17 protein-coding genes and 2 pseudogenes are annotated in these 19,389 nt (G+C 72.9%); 10 read left to right on the top strand and 9 right to left on the bottom strand.

What is annotated here, in order from left to right; translation table 11 throughout:
- Positions 1–129 precede the first annotated feature (129 nt).
- Both VGX25_RS26635 and VGX25_RS26630 read right to left on the bottom strand, forming a co-directional pair.
- Positions 130–324 (bottom strand): DUF3046 domain-containing protein, encoded by a 195-nt coding sequence (locus VGX25_RS26635; protein WP_326920644.1) that lies wholly within the window; start codon positions 322–324, stop codon positions 130–132.
- Between the two features lie 358 nt (positions 325–682).
- On the bottom strand, positions 683–2,581 hold the full coding sequence (locus VGX25_RS26630; protein WP_326920643.1) for an Hsp70 family protein: 1,899 nt from the start codon (positions 2,579–2,581) through the stop codon (positions 683–685).
- Between the two features lie 113 nt (positions 2,582–2,694).
- Between VGX25_RS26630 and VGX25_RS26625 the strand changes: the two genes are divergently transcribed.
- The 4 genes from VGX25_RS26625 to VGX25_RS26610 all read left to right on the top strand — a co-directional run bounded on the left by VGX25_RS26625 (position 2,695) and on the right by VGX25_RS26610 (position 9,338).
- Positions 2,695–7,266: an ATP-dependent helicase gene (locus VGX25_RS26625; protein WP_414635974.1), complete on the top strand. Its 4,572-nt coding sequence runs from the start codon at positions 2,695–2,697 to the stop codon at positions 7,264–7,266.
- Between the two features lie 130 nt (positions 7,267–7,396).
- The gene (locus tag VGX25_RS26620; RefSeq protein WP_326920642.1) at positions 7,397–7,765 is read left to right on the top strand and encodes a GntR family transcriptional regulator; all 369 of its coding nucleotides are present in this window, start codon (positions 7,397–7,399) and stop codon (positions 7,763–7,765) included.
- On the top strand, positions 7,762–8,640 hold the full coding sequence (locus tag VGX25_RS26615; RefSeq protein ID WP_326920641.1) for an ABC transporter ATP-binding protein: 879 nt from the start codon (positions 7,762–7,764) through the stop codon (positions 8,638–8,640). The genes VGX25_RS26620 and VGX25_RS26615 overlap by 4 nt, the downstream gene beginning before the upstream one ends.
- Positions 8,637–9,338 (top strand): hypothetical protein, encoded by a 702-nt coding sequence (locus VGX25_RS26610; RefSeq protein WP_326920640.1) that lies wholly within the window; start codon positions 8,637–8,639, stop codon positions 9,336–9,338. The genes VGX25_RS26615 and VGX25_RS26610 overlap by 4 nt, the downstream gene beginning before the upstream one ends.
- Here the strand turns inward: VGX25_RS26610 and VGX25_RS26605 are convergent.
- Entirely contained in the window at positions 9,335–9,697 is a 363-nt protein-coding gene (locus VGX25_RS26605) for an excisionase (RefSeq protein ID WP_326920639.1), read from the bottom strand. The two genes, VGX25_RS26610 and VGX25_RS26605, sit on opposite strands and share 4 nt — an antisense overlap.
- A 52-nt stretch (positions 9,698–9,749) precedes the next feature.
- Here VGX25_RS26605 and VGX25_RS26600 point away from each other — a divergent pair.
- Together VGX25_RS26600 and VGX25_RS26595 are read left to right on the top strand one after the other, a co-directional pair.
- A pseudogene (locus VGX25_RS26600) lies at positions 9,750–10,244 on the top strand (Clp protease N-terminal domain-containing protein); the annotation flags it as partial.
- 36 nt (positions 10,245–10,280) lie between these two features.
- On the top strand, positions 10,281–10,751 hold the full coding sequence (locus tag VGX25_RS26595) for a Clp protease N-terminal domain-containing protein (RefSeq protein ID WP_414635976.1): 471 nt from the start codon (positions 10,281–10,283) through the stop codon (positions 10,749–10,751).
- A 5-nt stretch (positions 10,752–10,756) separates the two neighbouring features.
- Here VGX25_RS26595 and VGX25_RS26590 read toward each other — a convergent pair.
- Positions 10,757–11,857: pseudogene (locus VGX25_RS26590) on the bottom strand (metallophosphoesterase); the annotation flags it as partial.
- 100 nt (positions 11,858–11,957) lie between these two features.
- Between VGX25_RS26590 and VGX25_RS26585 the strand changes: the two are divergent.
- Positions 11,958–12,641 (top strand): SDR family NAD(P)-dependent oxidoreductase, encoded by a 684-nt coding sequence (locus VGX25_RS26585; protein WP_326920638.1) that lies wholly within the window; start codon positions 11,958–11,960, stop codon positions 12,639–12,641.
- A 119-nt stretch (positions 12,642–12,760) separates the two neighbouring features.
- Here the strand turns inward: VGX25_RS26585 and VGX25_RS26580 are convergent, their stop codons facing one another.
- Genes VGX25_RS26580 through VGX25_RS26565 form a run of 4 tightly spaced genes read right to left on the bottom strand, consistent with a single transcriptional unit; the run spans position 12,761 to position 15,464 of the window.
- Entirely contained in the window at positions 12,761–13,489 is a 729-nt protein-coding gene (locus tag VGX25_RS26580) for a VOC family protein (RefSeq protein ID WP_326920637.1), read from the bottom strand.
- 10 nt (positions 13,490–13,499) lie between these two features.
- A complete protein-coding gene (locus VGX25_RS26575; RefSeq protein WP_326920636.1) occupies positions 13,500–14,249 on the bottom strand; it encodes a VOC family protein in 750 nt (249 codons plus the stop codon).
- 37 nt (positions 14,250–14,286) lie between these two features.
- Entirely contained in the window at positions 14,287–15,054 is a 768-nt protein-coding gene (locus VGX25_RS26570; protein ID WP_326920635.1) for a maleylpyruvate isomerase N-terminal domain-containing protein, read from the bottom strand.
- Complete coding sequence (locus VGX25_RS26565) at positions 15,051–15,464, bottom strand: SAV_6107 family HEPN domain-containing protein (protein ID WP_326920634.1); 414 nt, start codon at positions 15,462–15,464, stop codon at positions 15,051–15,053. Before VGX25_RS26565 ends, VGX25_RS26570 begins: the two co-directional genes overlap by 4 nt.
- 329 nt (positions 15,465–15,793) lie before the next feature.
- Here VGX25_RS26565 and VGX25_RS26560 point away from each other — a divergent pair, with 329 nt between their 5' ends.
- Positions 15,794–16,315, top strand: coding sequence for a YbaK/EbsC family protein (locus VGX25_RS26560; protein ID WP_326920633.1), 522 nt, complete (start codon positions 15,794–15,796; stop codon positions 16,313–16,315).
- Entirely contained in the window at positions 16,312–16,875 is a 564-nt protein-coding gene (locus VGX25_RS26555) for a GNAT family N-acetyltransferase (RefSeq protein WP_326920632.1), read from the top strand. Before VGX25_RS26560 ends, VGX25_RS26555 begins: the two co-directional genes overlap by 4 nt.
- Positions 16,876–16,881: 6 nt before the next feature.
- Here the strand turns inward: VGX25_RS26555 and VGX25_RS26550 are convergent, their stop codons facing one another.
- The gene (locus VGX25_RS26550; RefSeq protein WP_326920631.1) at positions 16,882–18,564 is read right to left on the bottom strand and encodes a DUF885 domain-containing protein; all 1,683 of its coding nucleotides are present in this window, start codon (positions 18,562–18,564) and stop codon (positions 16,882–16,884) included.
- Here VGX25_RS26550 and VGX25_RS26545 point away from each other — a divergent pair.
- Entirely contained in the window at positions 18,563–19,327 is a 765-nt protein-coding gene (locus VGX25_RS26545) for an LppM family (lipo)protein (RefSeq protein WP_326920630.1), read from the top strand. The two genes, VGX25_RS26550 and VGX25_RS26545, sit on opposite strands and share 2 nt — an antisense overlap.
- Positions 19,328–19,389: the final 62 nt, after the last annotated feature.

Below are 19,389 nucleotides of genomic sequence, written 5' to 3'. Positions count from 1 at the left end.
GGCCGGGGGCCGACGTTTTGGGCTTGCCGCGCCGATCTGTGGACAGCTGACCCGGCTGTGGACAACACACTAGACGAACTGATGTTCGAGGATGTTACGACACGCCGGGCGGGTATGCTTGCCGGCCCCTCAGCGGCGCTCGGGCGGGATCTCGAAGGTGTCGCAGACGGCGCGCCAGATCTCCTTGGTGGGCAACCCGGCCTCGAGCGCCTCGTCGACCGTGCGGTTGCCGAGCGAGCTGAAGACGTGGTCGCGGGCCAGCATGTCGGCGCGGACCTCGCCGAACTCCTGGGCCATCAGCCTGCGGAAGACCGTGATGCGCATCGACACCACCCTACGTGCCCGGCAGAATCGGGCGCATGGACCTCGAGATGTCCGGGCTGGAGTCCACGCTGCTCACGATCGGGGTGATCGGCAGCCTGGTGGCCTGCATCGTCGTCGGGCTGCTCGCACTGCGTAACCGGCGTTAGGTTCCCGGCCGGACCTGCTGGCCGAAGTAGTCGGCCAGCGTGTCCGGGGTGAGGTCGTCGCCGCCCGGCCGGGTCCGGGTCAGCCAGCCGACCAGCGGCCGGTCCTTGCGCCGAGCCGTCCACCTCCGCCACCCGCGACGGCCGCCCGTGCCCGGACAGCACGGCGACCGTGTTGGACGTGCCGAGAGCCACCGACAGGACGGGCACGCGGATCAGCCGTTCGAACCGGGCTTGATGTGCTCGTTGAAGTAGTCCGTCAGGCTCTGGCCGGACGACCCGCTGCCCACCTGCATCAGCATGCCCATGACCGGGCTGTCGTTGGCGGTGAAGGCGAGGAACTCGACGCCGAGGTTGGTGTCGACGGCGTAGTACCTGCCCCGCAGTCCGCCGCCCTCCCAGTCGCCGCCGTCGGCCTCCTCCCTGCTCTTCTGGAACCCGGCGAGGACCGCGTCGATGCTCTGCTCGGCGACCTCGGGCGAGGTGAAGTGGTAGTAGAAGACCGTGCGGCCGCCGTCGAGCGTGCAGGTCGCCGCCGTGGCGCCGGGCGCGGGGATCGGGTCGCCGCCGGTCGGCAACGTCACTCCGGGCTGGCAGTCGTTGTTCTCCAGCACCCGGCCGGCCAGCGTGCGCATGCAGCCACTGAACCCCTTGTCGTCCGGCGTCTGGTCGCCGCACTGCTCGGCGGTCACGCCGCCACCGCCTCCGCCGCCGCCCGAGCCGCCGGACGTCACGAAGAACACCACCGCCACGGCGATCAGCGCGACGGCCGTGATGGCCCCGAGGATCATCAGCGGCTTCTTGTTGGAACGCTCGGGCTGGGGCGGGTGGCCGACGAACTGCGGCGTCGGCCGGGGCGGCGCGGCCACCGGAACCGGTCCGCTCTGCGGTCCCGGTTGGGGCACGACCGGCTGTGGCCCGCTGGCCGGAAAGCCGCCGGGAGGGGACGCGGCCGGCGGGGTGTACCCGGCGGGCGGGGCCATCCGCTGGGTCCGCTGGACGACCTCGATCGTGCTGCTCATGTCGCTGGTGCGCATCGTGATGCCCTCTTGCGGCACGTGGTGCGCGCCGAGGGCGACCGCGGTCTCGGGCTGGTCGAGGCTGGTGGGCACGACCCGCAGTTGCTCGGCGATCAGCGTGGCGATCAGCGGGATCCGGCTCGAACCGCCGACCAGGTAGATGCCGACCAGCCGGTCCGGGCTCAGCCCGGTGGAGCGGATGGTGGCCGCGAGCAGCTCGACGCTGCGCAGCATGCCGGGCCGGATCAACGCCTCCAGCTCGACCCTGGTCACCAGCACGTCGTTGAACGGCTCGGGCAGCGGCAGGTCGGTCTGCGGGTGCCGGGACAGCGACTCCTTGGCGGCGCGCACGTCCTCGCGCAACGCCCGCTGGGCCCGCCGGTCGCCGGTGGACGTCGGGCGGAGCAGGTTCTGCCAGCGGGCCGGGTCGCGGGCGGAGACCTGCCGGCCGACGTGCTCGAGCAACGCCTGATCGACATCCAGCCCGCCGAGGTCGGGCAGACCCGCCTCGGCCAGCACCACGAACCCGTTCTGGGTCGCGCCGACGACCGCCACGTCGAACGTGCCGGCACCCAGGTCGTAGACCGCCAACGCCTGGCCCGGCACCAGACTCCGATCCGGAAACGACGCGAAATGCGCGGCCGCGGCCACCGGCTCGGGCACCAACACCAGGTTCGAGCCCATCCCCGCCTGCCGGGCCGCCGACAGCAACACGTTGCGCCGCACCGGACCCCACTGCGCCGGATGGGTCAGCCGGACCTCGTCCGGGCGCTTGCCGCCGAGCTGGCGCGAGGTCTCCTCGATGACCCGGCGCAGCACCCCGGCCAGCGCGTCGGTCACCGGCACCACCGCGTCACCCAGCAACAGCGTGCCCTCGTCGATGCGACGCTTGGGGTTGGGCTCGAACCGCGACGGATCCAACCGGGCCCGCCGGTCGGCGTCCCGGCCGACGACGAGGCTCCCGTCCTCGGCGGCGAACACGGCGGACGGCATCATCGACGCCCCGTCCACATCGACCACTCGCGGCGGTCGACCGTGCGCGGCGAGCACGGCAACGGTGTTGGACGTGCCGAGATCCACCGACAGGACGTTCACCGTTCTCCCCTCGCCTGAACTGCTGCCGAAGATGCTGCCATGACTGTCCACCGCGGTGGGCTCGGTCTCCCAGATCGACGGCATTGTCGGTGGGTTGGGTCAAGATGGTGGGCGTGGGCAGCGACGGCACCGTGCTCGACCTCTTCACGCCGGCGACGAGGGACTGGTTCGCCGGTGCGTTCGCCGCGCCCACCGAGGCCCAGGTCGGCGCGTGGCGGGCGGCCGCGGCCGGCGAGCACGCCCTGGTGGTCGCGCCCACCGGGTCGGGCAAGACGCTGGCCGCCTTCCTGTGGGCGCTGGACCGGCTGGCCTCCGCCGGGCCGCCGATCGACCGCACGCAGCGGTGCCGGGTGCTGTACGTGTCCCCGCTCAAGGCGCTGGCCGTCGACGTGCAGCGCAACCTGCGCGCGCCGCTGGCCGGCATCCGCCAGGCCGCGCACCGGCTCGGCCTGCCGGAGCCGTCGATCACCGTCGGCATGCGCACCGGGGACACGCCGGCCGAAGAGCGCCGCTCGTTCGCCCGCACCCCGCCCGACGTGCTGGTGACCACGCCCGAGTCGCTGTTCCTCATCCTCACCTCCGCGGCCAGGGAGTCGCTGCGCGGGGTGGAGACGGTGATCGTCGACGAGGTGCACGCGGTGGCCGGCACCAAGCGCGGCTCGCACCTGGCGCTGTCGCTGGAGCGGCTGGATGCGATGCTGCCCCGGCCGGCCCAGCGGATCGGGCTGTCGGCCACGGTCCGTCCGGTGGACGAGGTCGGCGCGTTCCTGGCCGGCGGCCGGCCGGTGACGGTGATCCAGCCGAGGATCAGCAAGACCATCGAGATGCGGGTCGAGGTCCCGGTCGAGGACATGGCCGCGGTATCCGAGCAGGAACCGGAGTCGGGCGAGGCGCGGCGCCCGTCGATCTGGCCGTCGGTGGAGCGGCGGGTGCTCGACCTGGTGCGGCAGCACCGGTCCACGATCGTGTTCACCAACTCCAGGAGGCTGGCCGAGCGGCTGACGTCCAAGCTCAACGAGTTGGCCGCGGAAGACCCGGTGTACCCGAAGGACGTCGGGCACTTCCCGGCCGAGGTGATCGCCGAGTCCGGCTGGGCGGCCGGCGTGGCCGATCCGGTCATCGCCAGGGCCCATCACGGGTCGATGGCCCGGGAGAAGCGCACCGTGGTCGAGGAGGAGCTCAAGTCCGGCCGGCTGCCGTGCGTGGTGGCCACGTCCTCGCTGGAGCTGGGCATCGACATGGGCGCGGTCGACCTGGTGATCCAGATCGAGGCGCCGCCCACGGTCTCGGCGGGGATGCAGCGGATCGGCCGGGCCGGCCACCAGGTGGGCGCGGTGTCCCGCGGGGTGATGTTCCCCAAGTTCCGGGGAGATCTGGTGTCCTGCGCGGTGGTCGCCGAGCGGATGGCGGCCGGGGCGATCGAGGCCGTGCGCTACCCGCGCAACCCGCTGGACGTGCTGGCCCAGCACATCGTGTCGATGGTGGCGCTGGAGCCGTGGACGGTCGACCGGATCGCCACGCTGGTGCGGCGGGCCGCGCCGTTCGCCTCGCTGCCCGACTCGGCGCTGCACTCGGTGCTGGACATGCTGGCCGGGCGCTACCCGAGCGAGGAGTTCGGGGAGTTGCGGCCCCGGGTCACCTGGGACCGCATCACCGGGGAGCTGCGCGGCCGGCCGGGAGCGCAGCGGCTGGCGGTCACCTCGGGCGGCACGATCCCCGACCGCGGCCTGTTCACCGTGACGACGCCCGGCTCGGAGGGCGGGCCCGGCTCCCGGGTGGGTGAGCTGGACGAGGAGATGGTCTACGAGTCCCGGGTCGGCGACACGTTCCTGCTCGGCACCTCGGCGTGGCGGGTGGAGGACATCACGCACGACCGGGTGATCGTGGTGCCGGCGCCGGGCGAGCCGGCCCGGATGCCGTTCTGGAAGGGCGACGCCCCCGGCAGACCATTGGAGCTCGGCCGGGCGTACGGGAGGTTCGTCCGCGAGCTGTCCACTATGGACGATGCGGCGGCGCGGGCCCGGCTGGCCGAGGCCGGGCTGGACGAGTGGGCCGCCGACAACCTGCTCGCCTACGTGGCCGAGCAGCGGGAGGCCACCCGGCACGTGCCGGACGACCGGACCCTGCTCGTCGAGCGGTTCCGCGACGAGCTCGGCGACTGGCGGATGGTCGTGCACTCGCCGTTCGGCGCTCAGGTCAACGCCCCGTGGGCGCTGGCCATCGCCGCGCGGCTGCGCGAGCGGCGCGGGATCGAGACCCAGGTGGTGCACTCCGACGACGGCATCGTGGTGCGGCTGCCGGACCTGGTGGACGACGCCGGCGCGGAGATCGTGGCCGGCGCCGAGGACGTGCTGCTCGACCCGGAGGAGGTCGAGCAGATCGTGGTGGCCGAGGTGGGCGGCTCCGCGCTGTTCGCGTCGAGGTTCCGGGAATGCGCGGCGCGGTCGTTGCTGCTCCCCCGCCGGGATCCCCGGCGGCGCACCCCGCTGTGGCAGCAGCGCCAGCGCTCGGCCCAGCTGCTGTCCGTTGCGGCGAAGTACGAGCGGTTCCCGGTGGTGCTGGAGGCCATGCGGGAGTGCCTGCAGGACGTGTACGACGTGTCGGGACTGCGCGAGCTGATGACCGACGTGCGGGCCCGGCGGGTGCGGGTCGTCGAGGTCGAGACCCAGTCGGCGTCGCCGTTCGCGCGCAGCATGATGTTCGGCTACGCCGGGCTGTTCCTCTACGACGCCGACCTTCCGCTGGCCGAGCGGCGGGCCGCGGCGCTGTCGCTGGACTCGGCGCTGCTTGCCGAGCTGCTCGGCTCCGAGGCGATCAGGGAGCTGCTGGACGCCGACGTGGTGGCCGAGGTCGAGCGGTCGCTGCAGCGGCTGGACCCGTCCCGGCACGCCCGGCACGTCGAGGACGCCGCCGACCTGCTGCGGTTCCTCGGTGATCTGTCCATTGTGGAGGCCGCGGAGCGCGGGGTGCGGCCGGAGTGGTTGGCCGAGCTGGAATCCGCGCGGCGGGCGATCAGGGTGCGGATCGCCGGCGACGAGCGGTACGTGGCGATCGAGGACGCCGGCCGGGTGCGCGACGCACTGGGGGTGGCGCTGCCGGTCGGAGTGCCGGAGGCGTTCACCGAGCCGGTGGCGGATCCGTTGGGAGACCTGGTGTCCCGCTACGCCCGCACGCACGGGCCGTTCCCGGCGGCCGAGGCGGCGGCCCGGTTCGGGCTCGGGGTCTCGGTGGTGACCGGGGTGCTGGACCGGCTGGTGGCCGTTGGCCGGCTGGTGCGCGGCGAGCTGCGGCCGGGTGGGACGCACACGGAGTACTGCGACGCGGACGTGTTGCGGCGGCTGCGCAGGGCGTCGCTGGCCCGGCTGCGGGCCGAGGTGGAGCCGGTCGAACCGGCGGCGCTCGGGCGGTTCCTGCCGGCCTGGCACGGCGTGGGCAAGCGGATGCGCACCGCGCCGACCGCCGACGACGTGCTTGCCGTGGTGGAGCAGCTGGCCGGGGCGCCGCTGCCGGCCAGTGCGGTCGAGTCGCTGATCCTGCCGTCCCGGCTGCCCGGCTACTCGCCCGCCCTGCTCGACGAGCTGACCGCGGCCGGCGAGGTGACCTGGTGCGGCTGCGGGCCGCTGGCCGGTGGGGACGGCTGGATCGCCGTCGCCCCGACGGATGTGGCCGACCTGCTGCTGCCCGACGTCGAGGAGGCGGTGCCGGACACCCCGCTGCACGGCGCCGTTCTGTCCTCATTGGACGGTGGCGCGCTGTTCTTCCGGCAGGTGGCCGACCGGGCGGCCATGATGCTGGTCGACGGCGGCGCGACCGCTCCCCCGGACACCGATGTCGTTGCCGCGCTGTGGGATCTGCTGTGGGCCGGGCTGGTCACCAACGACACCTTGGCCCCCCTGCGGGCCCTGGTGTCCGGTGGCGGGGCGGCGCACAAGCCGCGCCGCTCGGCGCCTCGCGGCCGCTACGCGCGCCTTCGGGCCACGCGGCCGGCGATGCCCACCCGCACCGGCCCGCCGACCGTCGCCGGCCGCTGGTCCCTCGTGGCCCCCAGGGAGACCGACCCGACCCGCCGCGCACACGCCAGGGCCGAGGCCTTCCTTGAGCGGCACGGGGTTCTCACCCGGGGAGCGCTGGACACCGAACGGGTCAGCGGCGGGTTCAGCGCGGTCTACCGGGTGCTGCGGGCACAGGAGGAGTCCGGGCAGATCGTCCGCGGCTACGTGGTCGAGGGCCTCGGCGCGGCCCAGTTCGCCGCCCGCGGCGCGGTCGACCGGCTGCGCGCGCTGTCCCGTTCGGAGGGCTCGCTGCCGCCCGCCGACCCGGCGGCGGTCGTGCTCGCGGCCGCCGACCCCGCCCAGCCGTACGGCGCCGCGCTGCCATGGCCGGACCCGGTGGGCGGTGGAAAGCACCGTCCGGCAAGGAAAGCCGGCGCCCTCGCGGTGCTCGTCGACGGTGTCCCCGTGCTCTACGTCGAGCGCGGCGGCCGCTCCCTGCTGTCCTTCACCGAGGACGAGGCCGCCCTGCGCACGGCCGCCGAACGCCTCTCCCGCGCGGTCCGCGAGGGCTGGCTCGGCCAGCTCGCCGTGCAGAAGGCCGACGGCGAAACCGCCCTCACCTCCCGCCTCGCCGAGATCCTCCGCGACGCCGGGTTCCGCGCCACGCCAAGGGGACTGCGCCTGCGGGCGTGACCGATCGGGGTCGGGGGCCGCGGGCGCACTGTTTGGCGGGTGGCCGAGTGGCGTCGGCGGCTGCCGGTTGAGCGCGTGGTTGCGCAGCTGCTATGGTTCCTTACATCAGTAATGAACCAGTGAGGCGGGCATGTTCGACGACCGGAGTCCGATCTACCGGCAGATTGCCGATCGGATCAGGGCGGATGTGCTCAGTGGGGCGCTCGACCGGGACGAGCAGGTCATGTCGACCAACCAGTACGCCGCCTTCTACCGGATCAATCCGGCGACCGCCGCCAAGGCGTTCCAGCAGCTGGTGGACGAGGGAGTCCTGTACAAGAAGCGAGGCATCGGCATGTTCGTCAGCCCGACGGCCCGGGACGCGTTGCGGGCCCAGCGCAGGAAGAGCTTCTTCGCCGACGTGGTCGATCCGATGGTGGCCGAGGCCAGGGCGATCGGCATCCCGCTCGCCGACGTGATCGCGCGCATCGAGGAGCACGCGGACGGAGAGGGGCGATGAGTCCTCCCATCGAGGTCGCGGATCTGCGGCTGCGCTACGGGAACGTCGCCGCGCTGGACGGGCTGACGTTCACTTTGGACGGTGGGAAGATCTACGGGCTGCTGGGGCGCAACGGGTCGGGCAAGACCAGCCTGCTGTCGGTGCTGGCCGCGTTCTGCAAGCCGTCGGGCGGAACCGTGCGGATCGGCGGGCAGCCGGTGTTCGAGAACCCGAAGGTCACCAGCCAGGTGTGCCTGATCCGCAGCACCTGCGACACGGTGGGCAGGTCCGACCGGGTCGAGGTGGCGCTGAGCTTCGCCGCGGACCTGCGGCCGCACTGGGACGCCGAGTACGCCGGCACGCTGCTCGACCGGTTCGGGCTGTCGCCGCGCAAGACCATCGGCTCGCTGTCCAGGGGGCAGCGGTCCGCGCTCGGCGCCGTGCTCGGGCTGGCGGCCAGGGCGCCGGTGACGCTGTTCGACGAGTCGCACCTCGGCATGGACGTGCCCACCCGGTACCTGTTCTACGACGAGCTGCTCAGCGACTTCATCGCCCACCCGCGCACGTTCGTCCTGTCCACGCACCTGATCGACGAGGTGGGCGCGCTTTTCGAGGACGTCGTGATCATCGACCGGGGCCGCCTCGTGCTGCACGAGGAGGTCGAGGCGCTGCGCTCGCGCGGGGTCGCGGTCACCGGGCCGGCCGAGGCCGTCGACCGGATCGTCAACGGGTATCCGGTGCTCGGCGAGCGGCAGCTCGGGCCGACGAAGTCGACGACGATCTACGGTCCGATCCACGACTCGCTGCTCGAGCGGGCCCGAGCCGCCGGGCTCGAGCTCGGGCCGGTCGGGTTGCAGGACCTGTTCATCCACCTCACCGAGAAGGAGCCGGCATGACCGAGCGCAGGGCGTGGTCGATCGCCCGCTTCCCGGAGCCCGGCGCGCTGGCCTACGCCGTGCTGATCTGGTTGGGCCTGTTCCTGCTGAGCGTCCTCTTCGTGGCCGGACGCGCGATCTTCGGCACGGTGACCGGGAGCTTCTGGGAGCACCTCACCCAGGTGCTCAGGTGGTTCGCGTTCGGCACCGGGATCTGGCTGACCGGCGTCTACCTGCGCCTGCACGTCGCCCACGGGCGGACAAGGCGCGACTTCCTGCGGCGGGCCAGCGTCTACCTGGTCGCGTTCGCCGCCGTCCTGGCCGCGCTGACGACGGTCGGCTACCTGCTCGAGCTGGCCCTCTACCGGGTCGCCGGCTGGCCGCACCGGCTCACCCGGGACTACCTGTTCACCTCGGGCGGCGAGGTCGGGCCGATCCTGCTCACCTACGTGCTGGTCTACCTCGCGTGGGCGGTGGCAGGGGCCCTTGCCGCCGCCACGTTCCGGCGCCTGTACTGGTACGGCCTGGTGATCACGGCGCCGCTGGCGGTGGCCGTCGTCGCCGCGACCGAGATCGGCGTCGGCGCGCGGTTTGCGAACGTCACCGGATCCGGCTCGGTGGGGCTGGCGCTCGCGTCCGGTATCGGCGGCTTCGCCGTCGCGTTGGCCGCGACCTGGGCGCTGGCCCGGGAGATGCCGTTGCGCGAGGAGGCCGGCTAACCGTCCGCGCGGCGCTCGAGGGCGGCCAGGCGCAGCTCGAGCTGGTCGATCCGGTGGCGCAGCAGGGTCACCTGGGCCTCCAGGCTGATCTCGCGCTCGGCGCGGCGCTGGATGCGCGGGGACTTGGCGGCGCGCTCGACGACGGCGTCAAGGGGCACCAGGCGCTGCGGGCCGTTGGGGCCGTCGACCAGCCGGGACTGGATCTCGCCGTTGCGGTACCAGGAACGCAGCGCCGACCGGGACACGCCGGTCTCGGCCTCGGCCTGGGCGAGGGGGACCCACTGAACGTCGTCGAGCTGGGCGAACAGCTCCAGCTCGGCCTGCCACTTGGCGAGGCGGTCCTCCCACTCTGATGTCATGAGGGTGACTCTATCACTGACAGCGCATTGACAGGGTTGTCACCATGGAGGCATGTTCGAGCGATTTACCGACAAGGCCCGCACGGTCGTCGTCAGCGCCCAGGAAGAGGCCCGGCTCCTGCAGCACAACTACATCGGGACCGAGCACCTCCTGCTCGGCCTGTTCAACTCGCCGGACAACATCGGCGCCCAGGCGCTGCGCCGGCTCGGGCTCACCAGGGAGATGGTCCGCGAGGACGTCGAGTCGATCATCGGCCCTGGCAAGGAGAAGCCGGGCGGGCACATCCCGTTCACGCCGCGCGCCAAGAAGTGCCTCGAGCTGGCGCTGCGGGAGGCGTTGCAGCTCAAGCACAACTACATCGGGACCGAGCACATCGTGCTGGCCCTGATCCGCGAGGGCGAGGGGGTCGCGGCGCAGATCATGGCGCGGCGCTTGGGCGATTTCACCAAGGTCCGGTCGATGGTGCTGCACCTGCTCAGCATCGGATCCGAGCCGGAGTCGGGAACGGCAGGCAAGAAGCGGTGGACCCCGGCCACGGACGAGGTCTCGGCGGCGACCGAGGCGCTGGCCGGGGACGCCCCGGTGGGCACCCACCACATGCTCGAGGCGCTGGTGCGGGCGGAGGGGAGCATGGCCGCGCGGGTGCTCGAGTCGCTCGGCGTGGACGCGGAGGCGATCGCGGCGAAGATCGACGAGCTGGATCCGGAGGAGACCACCGACGCCAGCCCCGAGGAGGCGGCCGCCCGCCGGATGGAGCTGCGCGTCGTCGACGGCGAGGTGCAGCTCGTGTTCCGGGACGAGGCCACGGTCTCCTTGGCCAACAAGGTGACCGAGCTGTCCGGGGGCCCGATCGTCGGCGGCGGCCCGATCTCGGGTGCGCTCGTTCCACTGTGGAGGTCCACCAACGAGCTGCTGCAGAAGTTCGCCGACTCCTTCGAGACCGAGTCCGACGTCGAGGCCGAAGGCGCGTTCGCCAAGGCCTCCCTCATGATGCGCCGGGTCCTGCGCGGCCGGCTGCAGTCCCGGCGCCGGCCGGGAGAGTCCGCGTCCTAGGGCCCCAGCGGCTTGACCGGCTCGTACCAGACCCGGTGCGCGGCGACGGAGACGACCTCGCGCTCGGGGTAGCGCAGCGCCGTGAGGCGGCCGCCGAAGACGCAGCCCGTGTCCAGGCACATGGTGTTGTTGACCCACACCGGGTCGAGGATCGGTGTATGTCCATAGAGGACCATGGCGTGGCCGCGGTAGTCGTTGGCCCACGGCAGCCGGATCGGCAGGCCGTACTCGTCGGTCTCGCCCGTGGTGTCGCCGTACAGCGCGAAGCCGCGGACCCGGGCCGACTCGCGGCCGTGGTAGCGCTCGGGCAGCCCGGCGTGCGCGACAACGAGGTTGCCGCCGTCCAGCACGTAGTGCGCGACGAGGCCGGCGCAGAACTCCTCGACCCGCGTGCGGAAGTCCTGCGTCTGCCGGTCGAGCTGCAGCAGCGACTCGGCCAGGCCGAATGAGGTCCGGACATTGCGCCCGCGCAGCGCACGCACCAGCTTGCGCTCGTGGTTGCCGCACACCGCGAGCCCGGCGCCGGCGGCGACCATGCCCATCACCAGCCGGAGCACGCCGGGAGTGTCCGGGCCGCGGTCCACCAGATCGCCGACGAACACCGCGCGCCGGCCCATCGGGTGCCGGGCGCCCACGGGCACGCCCGCGTCGCGCTCGATCGCATAGCCGAGCAGCCGCAGCAACTCCTCCAGCTCGGCGCGGCAGCCGTGCACGTCGCCGAGCACGTCGAACGGTCCGGTGTCGGCCCGCCGGTCACACGGCAGCGGCTCGACGACGATCTCCTCCGCGAGGGTGCCCAGCACGTGCACCCGCCGGAAACCGTCCCGCGCCAACGACTTCAGCGTCCGGCCCAGCTCCGGCTCGGCCAGGCCGACGACGATGGCGACCGCGTGCACGTCATGAGCCTTGGCCAGCGCGACCAGCGGGGCCCGCGGCGCGTCCGTGCCGTCGACGACCGTGACCCGGCCCGCCGCCAGCCGCCGCTCGACCACGTCGCCCGGCGCGGCGCCGAGCAGCACCTGGGTCGGCGCGAACCGCCGGCGGGCGAACGCCGCGGCGTCGGGACCGATCAGCACGACCAGGGACAGGTCCGGAACGGACAGCACGCCGCCAGTCTGCGCGATCGGCGCGCGCCGGGTCGGCCGGGTCGGGCCGGACGCGGAACAATCCCGGTGGACGACGTCAGCTCGGCGAACCGGAGAGTCCATGCGCACGGTCGTGATCACTGGTGGAAGCGGCGGGCTGGGCAGCGCCGTCAGCGCGGCGTTCGTGACCGCGGGGTGGCGGGTCGTGGTCCCCTGGATCATGGAGGCGGAGCTGTCCCGGCTCACCCCCGAGGTGCGGACCATCCGGGCCGACCTGTTCGACCCGGACTCCGCGGCGGACGTCGCCGCGTTCGCGGCCGGCGAGCCCGGCGCGCCGCTGGCCGCCGTGGTGAACCTGGTCGGCGGGTTCGCCGTGGGCGGTCGGGTGCACGAGACCCCGGTGGCGGACTTCGAAAGGCAGCTCCGGCTCAACCTGCGGCCGACCTACCTGATGAGCCACGCCGCGCTCCCCCACCTCATCGCCGCCGGCGGCGGGTCGATCGTGTGCGTGTCCAGCCGCGCCGCGGTCCGCCCGTTCCCCGGCGCGGCCGGCTACGTCACCGCCAAGGCCGGCGTCCTCGCCCTCGTCGACGCGATGGCCGTCGAGTACCGCGACGACGGCATCCGGGTCAACGCCGTCCTGCCCAGCGTCATCGACACCCCGGTCAACCGGGCCGAGATGCCCGACGCCGACTTCAGCACCTGGGTCACCCCGGCCGAGATCGCCGGCGTGATCCGGTTCCTGTGCGAGGACAGCTCCGGCGTGATCAGCGGCGCGCACGTCCCGGTCTACGGCCGGGCGTGATCAGTGTTGAATCCAATGTGAGGGCAGGGCTGGAAGCACTACTCGCCGCTGCCGGCCGGCGGTCGGCACACACCGACCCCTCGGCGGACCTCCGGCCCGGCCTCGGCGCCGGTAAGCCCTCACCGCGGCGTCAGCACGCAGAACTCGTTGCCCTGGGGGTCGGTCATGACCGCCCACGGGACGTCGCCCTGGCCGACGTCGGCGTGCGCGGCGCCGAGGTCGATCAGCCGGGACACCTCCGCCGCATGGTCCTCGCCGGTGAACGGCGAGACGTCGATGTGGATGCGCTGCTTCACCCGCTTGGGTTCCGCGGTCCGCACCAGCGCCAGCCACGGACCGCGGCCGCCGGGCGGGCGCAGCACGGCCAGGTGCGGTCGCCACAGGAAGATCGGCCAGCCGCTGGCGGCGGACCAGAACGGGGCCAGCGCCACCGGATCCGGGCAGTCCTGCACGATCGCGGCGAGGGCGCCGGTCTCGCCGTAGTACGGCCGCGGCTCGAGCACACAGAACTCGTTGCCCTCCGGGTCGGTCAGCACGGCCCAGGGCACGTCGCCCTGACCGATGTCGGCCCGGCGGGCGCCCAGGTCAAGCGCCTTCGTCACGATCTCGTTCTGGTGCTCGGGAGACGAGCTGGCGAGGTCGAGGTGCAGCCGGTTCTTGCCGGTCTTCGGCTCGGGTACCGGCCCGAACGCGATCCCCTCGGGCAGGGCGTATTCGTCCGGGGGCTCGATGTCGACCTCGTCGTCGGACTCCTGGGTGATCGGCCAGCCGAGCAGATCCGACCAGAACCGGGCGAGCAGACCGATATCGGCGGCGTCGTAGGCGAGCTCCGTGATCCGGGTGGGCATGATCGCCATGTTAGGAGGTCGGTGGCGGCCACACCGGGATCACGACCCGGAACTCGTTGCCCTCCGGGTCGGCCAGGACCGTGTAGGACACCTCGCCGTCGTGCTTGCCGACCACCCGGGCGCCGAGTGCGCACAACCCGTCGAGGTCGGTCTCGTGCTGGTGCGCCCAGTACGACTCGAAGCCGAGCGACACCGGGCTTGGCTCCGGATTGCGGTCGGCGACCCGGGAGAACTCCAGAAACGGGCCGTGCGCGCCGGGCCCGCGCAGCGCGGCGAAACCCGGCTCGCTCTCCACGATCTCCCAGCCGGTGGCCGCCGACCAGAACCGGGCGAGCGGCTCCGGGTCGGCGCAGTCGACCACGATGGCCGCGATCCGGCCGGCGTCCCGGTACCGGTCGCGCGGCTTGAGCAGGCAGAACTCGTTGCCCTCCTGATCGGCGAACACCGTCCACGGGACCAGCTCGCCCTGCCCGATGTCCACCGGCCGCGCGCCGGCGAGCGCGAGGGCGTCCCTGCGGGTCTGGTACTCCTGCATGCCGTGGGTGTTCAGGTCGAGGTGGATCCGGTTCTTCCCGCCCCTGCGCCGCGGCGCCGGGGCGATCACCAGCTCGACCGGGCCGTCCTCGGCGTCGGTGGGCACGAAGCGCACCTCGCCGCGCGCGGGCCGGTACGCCCAGCCGTCGACCTCGGAGGCCCAGAAGTCGGCAAGGGCCGCCACGTCGGCGGCCTCGAAGACGACGCTGGTCAGCCTCCACGGCATGGGCAGACGCTATCCGGTCGCTCCGACAATCCCGCGCTCAGCGGGTCGCCAGCCGCAGCAATGCCCACAGTTGGGCGATCGCGTCGTCGCTGCCCGCCCGGGTCAGGGCCTGGGTGTGCGGCGGAATCCGGCCCCAGAGCCAGACGTACATGTCGTGCGGCAGCGCGGTGATGGTCCCGTCGGCCGGCTCGTCGTCGGCCTCCACCCGCCACGCCGCGGCGCCGGTGGGGGTGGCCCTGGCCAGCCAGGCCCGCCCGCCGCTGCGTACCTTGATCCGGCCGTGCCGGGTGCCGGACACGCCGAGCGCGGCCAGCCGGTGGGTGAACCACAGGTGCAGGATCTCGTCCACGCCGTCCAGCGCGATGTCGTCGGGCACGCGGTCCGGCTCGAGGCCGGCCGCGCCCTGGACGTCGAAGCGGTGCACCGTCGTCTCGTGCGCCAACCTGCGGTACCAGAACCCGTACGCCTGGTGCTCCGGCCACCAGGTCGTGCAGCCCTCCTCGGGGTCGTACGCGCTCAGGTGGTCGACCACCGCCCGCATCCCGGACAGCAGGTACTCCTCGACCGGCTGCCCCTCGTCCGGCTCGCGCTGCCAGGTGCTCGGCCGCTCGCCGGTGCGCAACCAGGCCAGGACCATCCGGTACATGCTGCCGACGTGGCGGACCGTCTCCCCCAGCGTCAGGCCGGGACAGCCGGGAACGTCGAACTCGGGGTCGGCGCCGGCCGCCGAGCCGGTCATCCGCTCCGCCTCCGTACCGATCGTGTCGAGCAGCCGGTCGTAGCCGACCAGCACCCGTCCGGTCATCGGCTGGCGCCCCGGATCGCGCGCCGGACCAGGTCGACGAACTGCCCCACCTGGCGGACCAGGTCGTCGGCGGTACGCTGGCTGACCACCCGGGTGATGCCGGCCTGCACCGACGCCCGGGTGGCCGAGCTGGCGGCGAAGAACGCAGCCCACTCGCGGAACTCGGGGGCGACGGAGGCGAGCAGCGTCCACACGCTGGTCGGTCGCGCCCGGCCCCGATGCGGGCGGCCGCGCATGGCGAGCATCGCCGCGGCGGCGCGCAGCGCGGACAGGTACGCCGTGGCGAACCGGTGGGCCGGCTCGGTCTCCTGCTCGGCCGCGGCCAGGCCCTGCTCGGCCTCGGTCAGCAGCCGCTGGACGGACGGGGGGACGGTGGGGCGACGGATCGGGAAGTCCAGAGCCATGGTCATCGGGGCCTCCTCGCGCTCTCCGATCGTCACCGACTGTGACGACAACGCCGTGGGGAAGCCGGCGGCGCCCGGTGGTGAGGCGCTTCCCCCACCCCACCACCGGGCCAATTGTTCGAACACCAGTTCGAACAATTCGAGCTTAACCCGGCTAGGAGGCGGGCTCAACCCCACTCGGGCAAAGACCTCGACGGTGTCGAATCAAGGTGAGCGCAAGGCTGGAAGCACTACATCCCGTTGTCGGCCGACGGCTGGCACACACCGACCCCCCGGCGAGCCTCCGGCCCGGCCTCGGCGCCGGCAAGCCCTCACAAGCATGATCTGATGAGGTCATGAGCGTGCTGGAGCACCCTTCGGTGAGCACCGTGGCCGCCGTGCTCCGGGCGGCCGGGATGGCCGCGGCGGCCGACGGGATCCGGATCCTGGACGACGAGGTGCGCACCGCCGCCCTCGCCGCGCGGGCACTCGGCGTGTCGGTCGGCGCCATCGCCAACAGCCTGGTGTTCCGCGCCGTGCACGACGACGGGGACGCGGCGCTGCTGGCGCTCACCTCCGGGGCGCACCGGGCGGACCCGGACCGGCTGGCCGAGCTGGCCGGCGCGCGGCGGGTGGTCAAGGCGGACCCGGCGTTCGTGCGGGAGCACACCGGGCAGGCGATCGGCGGGGTGGCGCCGGTCGGCCACCCGCGGCCGGTGCGCACGTTCGTCGACCGGCACCTGGCCCGCTACCCCGTGGTGTGGGCGGCGGCCGGGCATCCGAGGTCCGTCTTCCCCACCACGTTCGACGATCTGGTCACGTTGACGGGGGGCATGGCTGCGCTGGTCTCCTGGGAGGAGGAGGATGGGTCCCCGTGACCGCAGTGCCGCCCCGCGTCGAGCGGTTCGTCGAGCTGTCGCCCGACGAGCTGCGGGGCCGACTTCACGAGGCGCTCGCCTTGTACGTCAACGCGATGCGGTACCCGAAGGGCACGGCGGAACAGCGCGCCCCGATGTGGCTGGCGCACATGCTGCGGGCCGGCTGGCGGTGCGTCGCCGCGCTGGACACCGATGAGCGGCTGGTCGGCATCGCCTACGGCTACCGGGGGGCGCCGGGTCAGTGGTGGCACGAGCAGGTGCGGCGGGGGATCATCGAGCAGGCCGGCCCGGCCGCCGCGGACGCATGGCTCAGCGACTACTTCGAGCTGACCGAGGTGCACGTGCGGCCGGACAGCCAGGGCCGCGGCATCGGCGAGGAGCTGCTGCGGCGGCTGCTTTCCGGGGTGCGGGCGGCCAAGGTCCTGCTGTCCACACCGGAGGGTCCGTCGCGCGCTTGGGTCCTCTATGGACGGTTGGGCTTCGTGGATGTGCTGCGCCGCTACCGGTTCACCGGTGACCCGCGGCCGTTCGGCGTGCTGGGGCGCGAGCTCCCCCTCTGAGTCGCCCTACAGGGTGGCCAGCCGCTCTTTGAGCGTGTCCAGCCCCATCGGTCCCATTCGCAGGGCGTCCATGTGGAAGCGCTTGAGGTCGAACTCGGCGCCGTGCCGGGCCCGGACCCCGTCGCGCGCCGCGAGCCAGAGCCGCTCGCCGAGCTTGTACGCCGGCGCCTGGCCCGGCCAGCCCAGGTAGCGGTCGACCTCGTCGCGGGCGTACACCGGCTCGGTCAGCGTCCGGGTGATCATGAACTCCAGTCCGAGCTCCGGCGTCCACGTCTCGCCCTCGTGGAACCCCGTGCCGGCCGGGATCGGCAGCTTCAGGTGCATGCCGATGTCGATGATCACTCGCGCGGCCCGGAACAGGTGGGCGTCGAGCATGCCGAGCAGGTCTCCGTCGTCGTCGAGGTAGCCGAACTCGCGCATCAGCCGCTCGGCGTAGAGCGCCCACCCCTCGCCGTAACCCGGCACCCAGGCCAACAGCCGTTGGAAACGGTTGAGCCGGGCCGACTCGTAGACCGCGGTGGCGACCTGAAGATGATGCCCCGGCGCACCCTCGTGGTACACGGTGCTGGTCTCCCGCCAGGTGAGGAACTCCTCGCGGTCGGCGGGCACCGACCACCACATCGTGCCCGGCCGGCCGAAGTTGTCCGTCGGGCTGGTGTAGTAGGCGCCGACGCTGCCGCCCGGCGGGGCGATCCGGCAGTCCAGCCGCATCAGCTCGTCGGGAATCTCGAAATGAACGTCGCGCAGGTCGGCGAGCGCCTGGTCGGACAGCCGCTGCATCCACTCGACCAGCGCGCGCTGACCGGACAGCCGGTAGCGCGGGTCGGCGTCGAGCTGGGCGGCCGCCTCGGCCGGGCTCCCCCCGGCGGAGATGCGCCCGGACACCTGCCGCATCTCCGTCTCGAGGCGGGTGAACTCGGCCCAGCCCCACTCGTAGGCCTCGGCGAGATCGATCTCGGCGCCGAGGTACAGCCGCGACCACAGCCGGTAGCGCTCCGCGCCGACGGCGTCCTCGATCGGCGCCCGCGGCGCGACCTCCTCGCGCAGGAACGTGGCCAGGGCGGCGTAGGCCTTGCTGGCCGCCTGCGCCCCGGCCTCCAGCTCGGCGCGCAGCACGTCGTCCACACCGTCGGCGGCGGCCACCAGCGTGGTGAAGAACGACGTGCCGCCGTTCACCCCGGACCAGACGTCGCACTGCTCGGCCGTGCGCTCCACCTGGCGCAGCGCCGAGACGACGCCCCGGTCGGCGCTGTGCAGCAACGAGGTCCGGTAGCCGGCCAGCGCGTCGGGCACCGCGGTCAGCCGCGCGGCGATCGCCGCCCAGTGCTCCTCGGTGTCCGCCGGCATCAGGTCGAACACCTGCCGGATGATCTGCGGCGGGCTCTCGATCACGTTCAGCGCGGCGGCCGGCAGGCCGGCGTCGTGCAGCTCCACCTCGAGCCCGATCCGCTCGGCGAAGACGGCCTTTGCGGTCCGCTCGGCGTCGTCGGCCGGCTCGGCGGCGGCCATCGCGCGTAACGCGCCCGCGGCCAGCTCGGCGCGGGCCAGGTGCCCGTCCGGCGACAGATCCGGCAGCTGATCGTCATGTCCAATAATGCCCTGGAAGGTCGCGACGATCGGATCCAGGGCCGCGTAGTCCTCGACATACCGATCGCTGATGGGGTGCACACCGTTCTCGACAGACGCCATGCCCGGCACGCTACCGTTCGGGATCCTCCGGCCGGCATCGCTTTCGGCCGGTGGGTTGCGGCTCATCGACGACTGGCAGGATGACCGCGTGTTCCCCCGCCCCCTGCGCCGGCTCATCACCCTCGGGCTGCTCGCCGTGCTGGCCGTGCTCTCGCTGAGCGGCTGCGTGCGGATCCATGCCGCGCTGGCCGTCTCGCAGGACGACCTGGTGTCCGGCGAGGTGATCATCGCGGCCCTGCCGAGCCGGCAGGGGGACAACGGCCCGCCGCTAACCATCGTGCCGGAGCTGGCCGACAAGGTGCGCAGCGAGAAGTACGTCCAGGACGGCTACGTCGGCCAGAAGCTGACCTTCACCGACATGCGGTTCGCCGACATGACCCGGCTCGTCGAGACGATCACGACCGGCAAGCAGTACCGGCTCAGCTTCCGTCGCTCCGGCGACCTGGTGTCGATGAACGGCTCCATGGACCTCACCCAGCTGCCGGCCGAGAAGGCCGACGTGGAGGTCAGAATGGCGTTCCCGGGCGCCATCAACCGGACCAACGGGCTCAACGAGGACGGCACGGTCGTCTGGAAGCCCAAGCCGGGCGCGGTCACCGAGTTCAACGTCACCGCCGAGTACACCGACACCTCCGGCGTCTCCTGGACCCGCTGGGTCATGATCGTCGGCGGCTCCGCCGTCGGCGTCGCACTGATCGTCCTCGCGCTCGCCCTGTTCACCCACCGCCGCACCCTCGCCGCCGAGCAGGCGCAGGCCCGCTGATCGGCGCCGCCGACCGGAGGGCTGACCAACGGAACCTCAGGGAGACCGTGACGGCAGCCAGC

Source organism: Actinophytocola sp. (assembly GCF_035942955.1).
Classification (GTDB): Bacteria; Actinomycetota; Actinomycetes; order Mycobacteriales; family Pseudonocardiaceae; genus DASYTH01.
The sequence above is the reverse complement of the archived record's forward strand: the minus strand, read 5'-3'. Positions and strand labels throughout refer to the sequence as shown.

Excerpts from the sequence above, each read along its gene's own strand:
- VGX25_RS26570 (WP_326920635.1), bottom strand. The coding sequence starts at position 15,054 with ATGACCGGACGGGTGCTGGTCGGCTACGACCGGCTGCTCGACACGATC.
- VGX25_RS26560 (WP_326920633.1), top strand. The coding sequence starts at position 15,794 with ATGAGCGTGCTGGAGCACCCTTCGGTGAGCACCGTGGCCGCCGTGCTC.
- VGX25_RS26550 (WP_326920631.1), bottom strand. The coding sequence starts at position 18,564 with ATGGCGTCTGTCGAGAACGGTGTGCACCCCATCAGCGATCGGTATGTC.
- VGX25_RS26565 (WP_326920634.1), bottom strand. The coding sequence starts at position 15,464 with ATGACCATGGCTCTGGACTTCCCGATCCGTCGCCCCACCGTCCCCCCG.
- VGX25_RS26610 (WP_326920640.1), top strand. The coding sequence starts at position 8,637 with ATGACCGAGCGCAGGGCGTGGTCGATCGCCCGCTTCCCGGAGCCCGGC.
- VGX25_RS26635 (WP_326920644.1), bottom strand. The coding sequence starts at position 324 with ATGCGCATCACGGTCTTCCGCAGGCTGATGGCCCAGGAGTTCGGCGAG.
- VGX25_RS26620 (WP_326920642.1), top strand. The coding sequence starts at position 7,397 with ATGTTCGACGACCGGAGTCCGATCTACCGGCAGATTGCCGATCGGATC.
- VGX25_RS26545 (WP_326920630.1), top strand. The coding sequence starts at position 18,563 with ATGCCCGGCACGCTACCGTTCGGGATCCTCCGGCCGGCATCGCTTTCG.
- VGX25_RS26575 (WP_326920636.1), bottom strand. The coding sequence starts at position 14,249 with ATGCCGTGGAGGCTGACCAGCGTCGTCTTCGAGGCCGCCGACGTGGCG.
- VGX25_RS26580 (WP_326920637.1), bottom strand. The coding sequence starts at position 13,489 with ATGCCCACCCGGATCACGGAGCTCGCCTACGACGCCGCCGATATCGGT.
- VGX25_RS26615 (WP_326920641.1), top strand. The coding sequence starts at position 7,762 with ATGAGTCCTCCCATCGAGGTCGCGGATCTGCGGCTGCGCTACGGGAAC.
- VGX25_RS26605 (WP_326920639.1), bottom strand. The coding sequence starts at position 9,697 with ATGACATCAGAGTGGGAGGACCGCCTCGCCAAGTGGCAGGCCGAGCTG.
- VGX25_RS26585 (WP_326920638.1), top strand. The coding sequence starts at position 11,958 with ATGCGCACGGTCGTGATCACTGGTGGAAGCGGCGGGCTGGGCAGCGCC.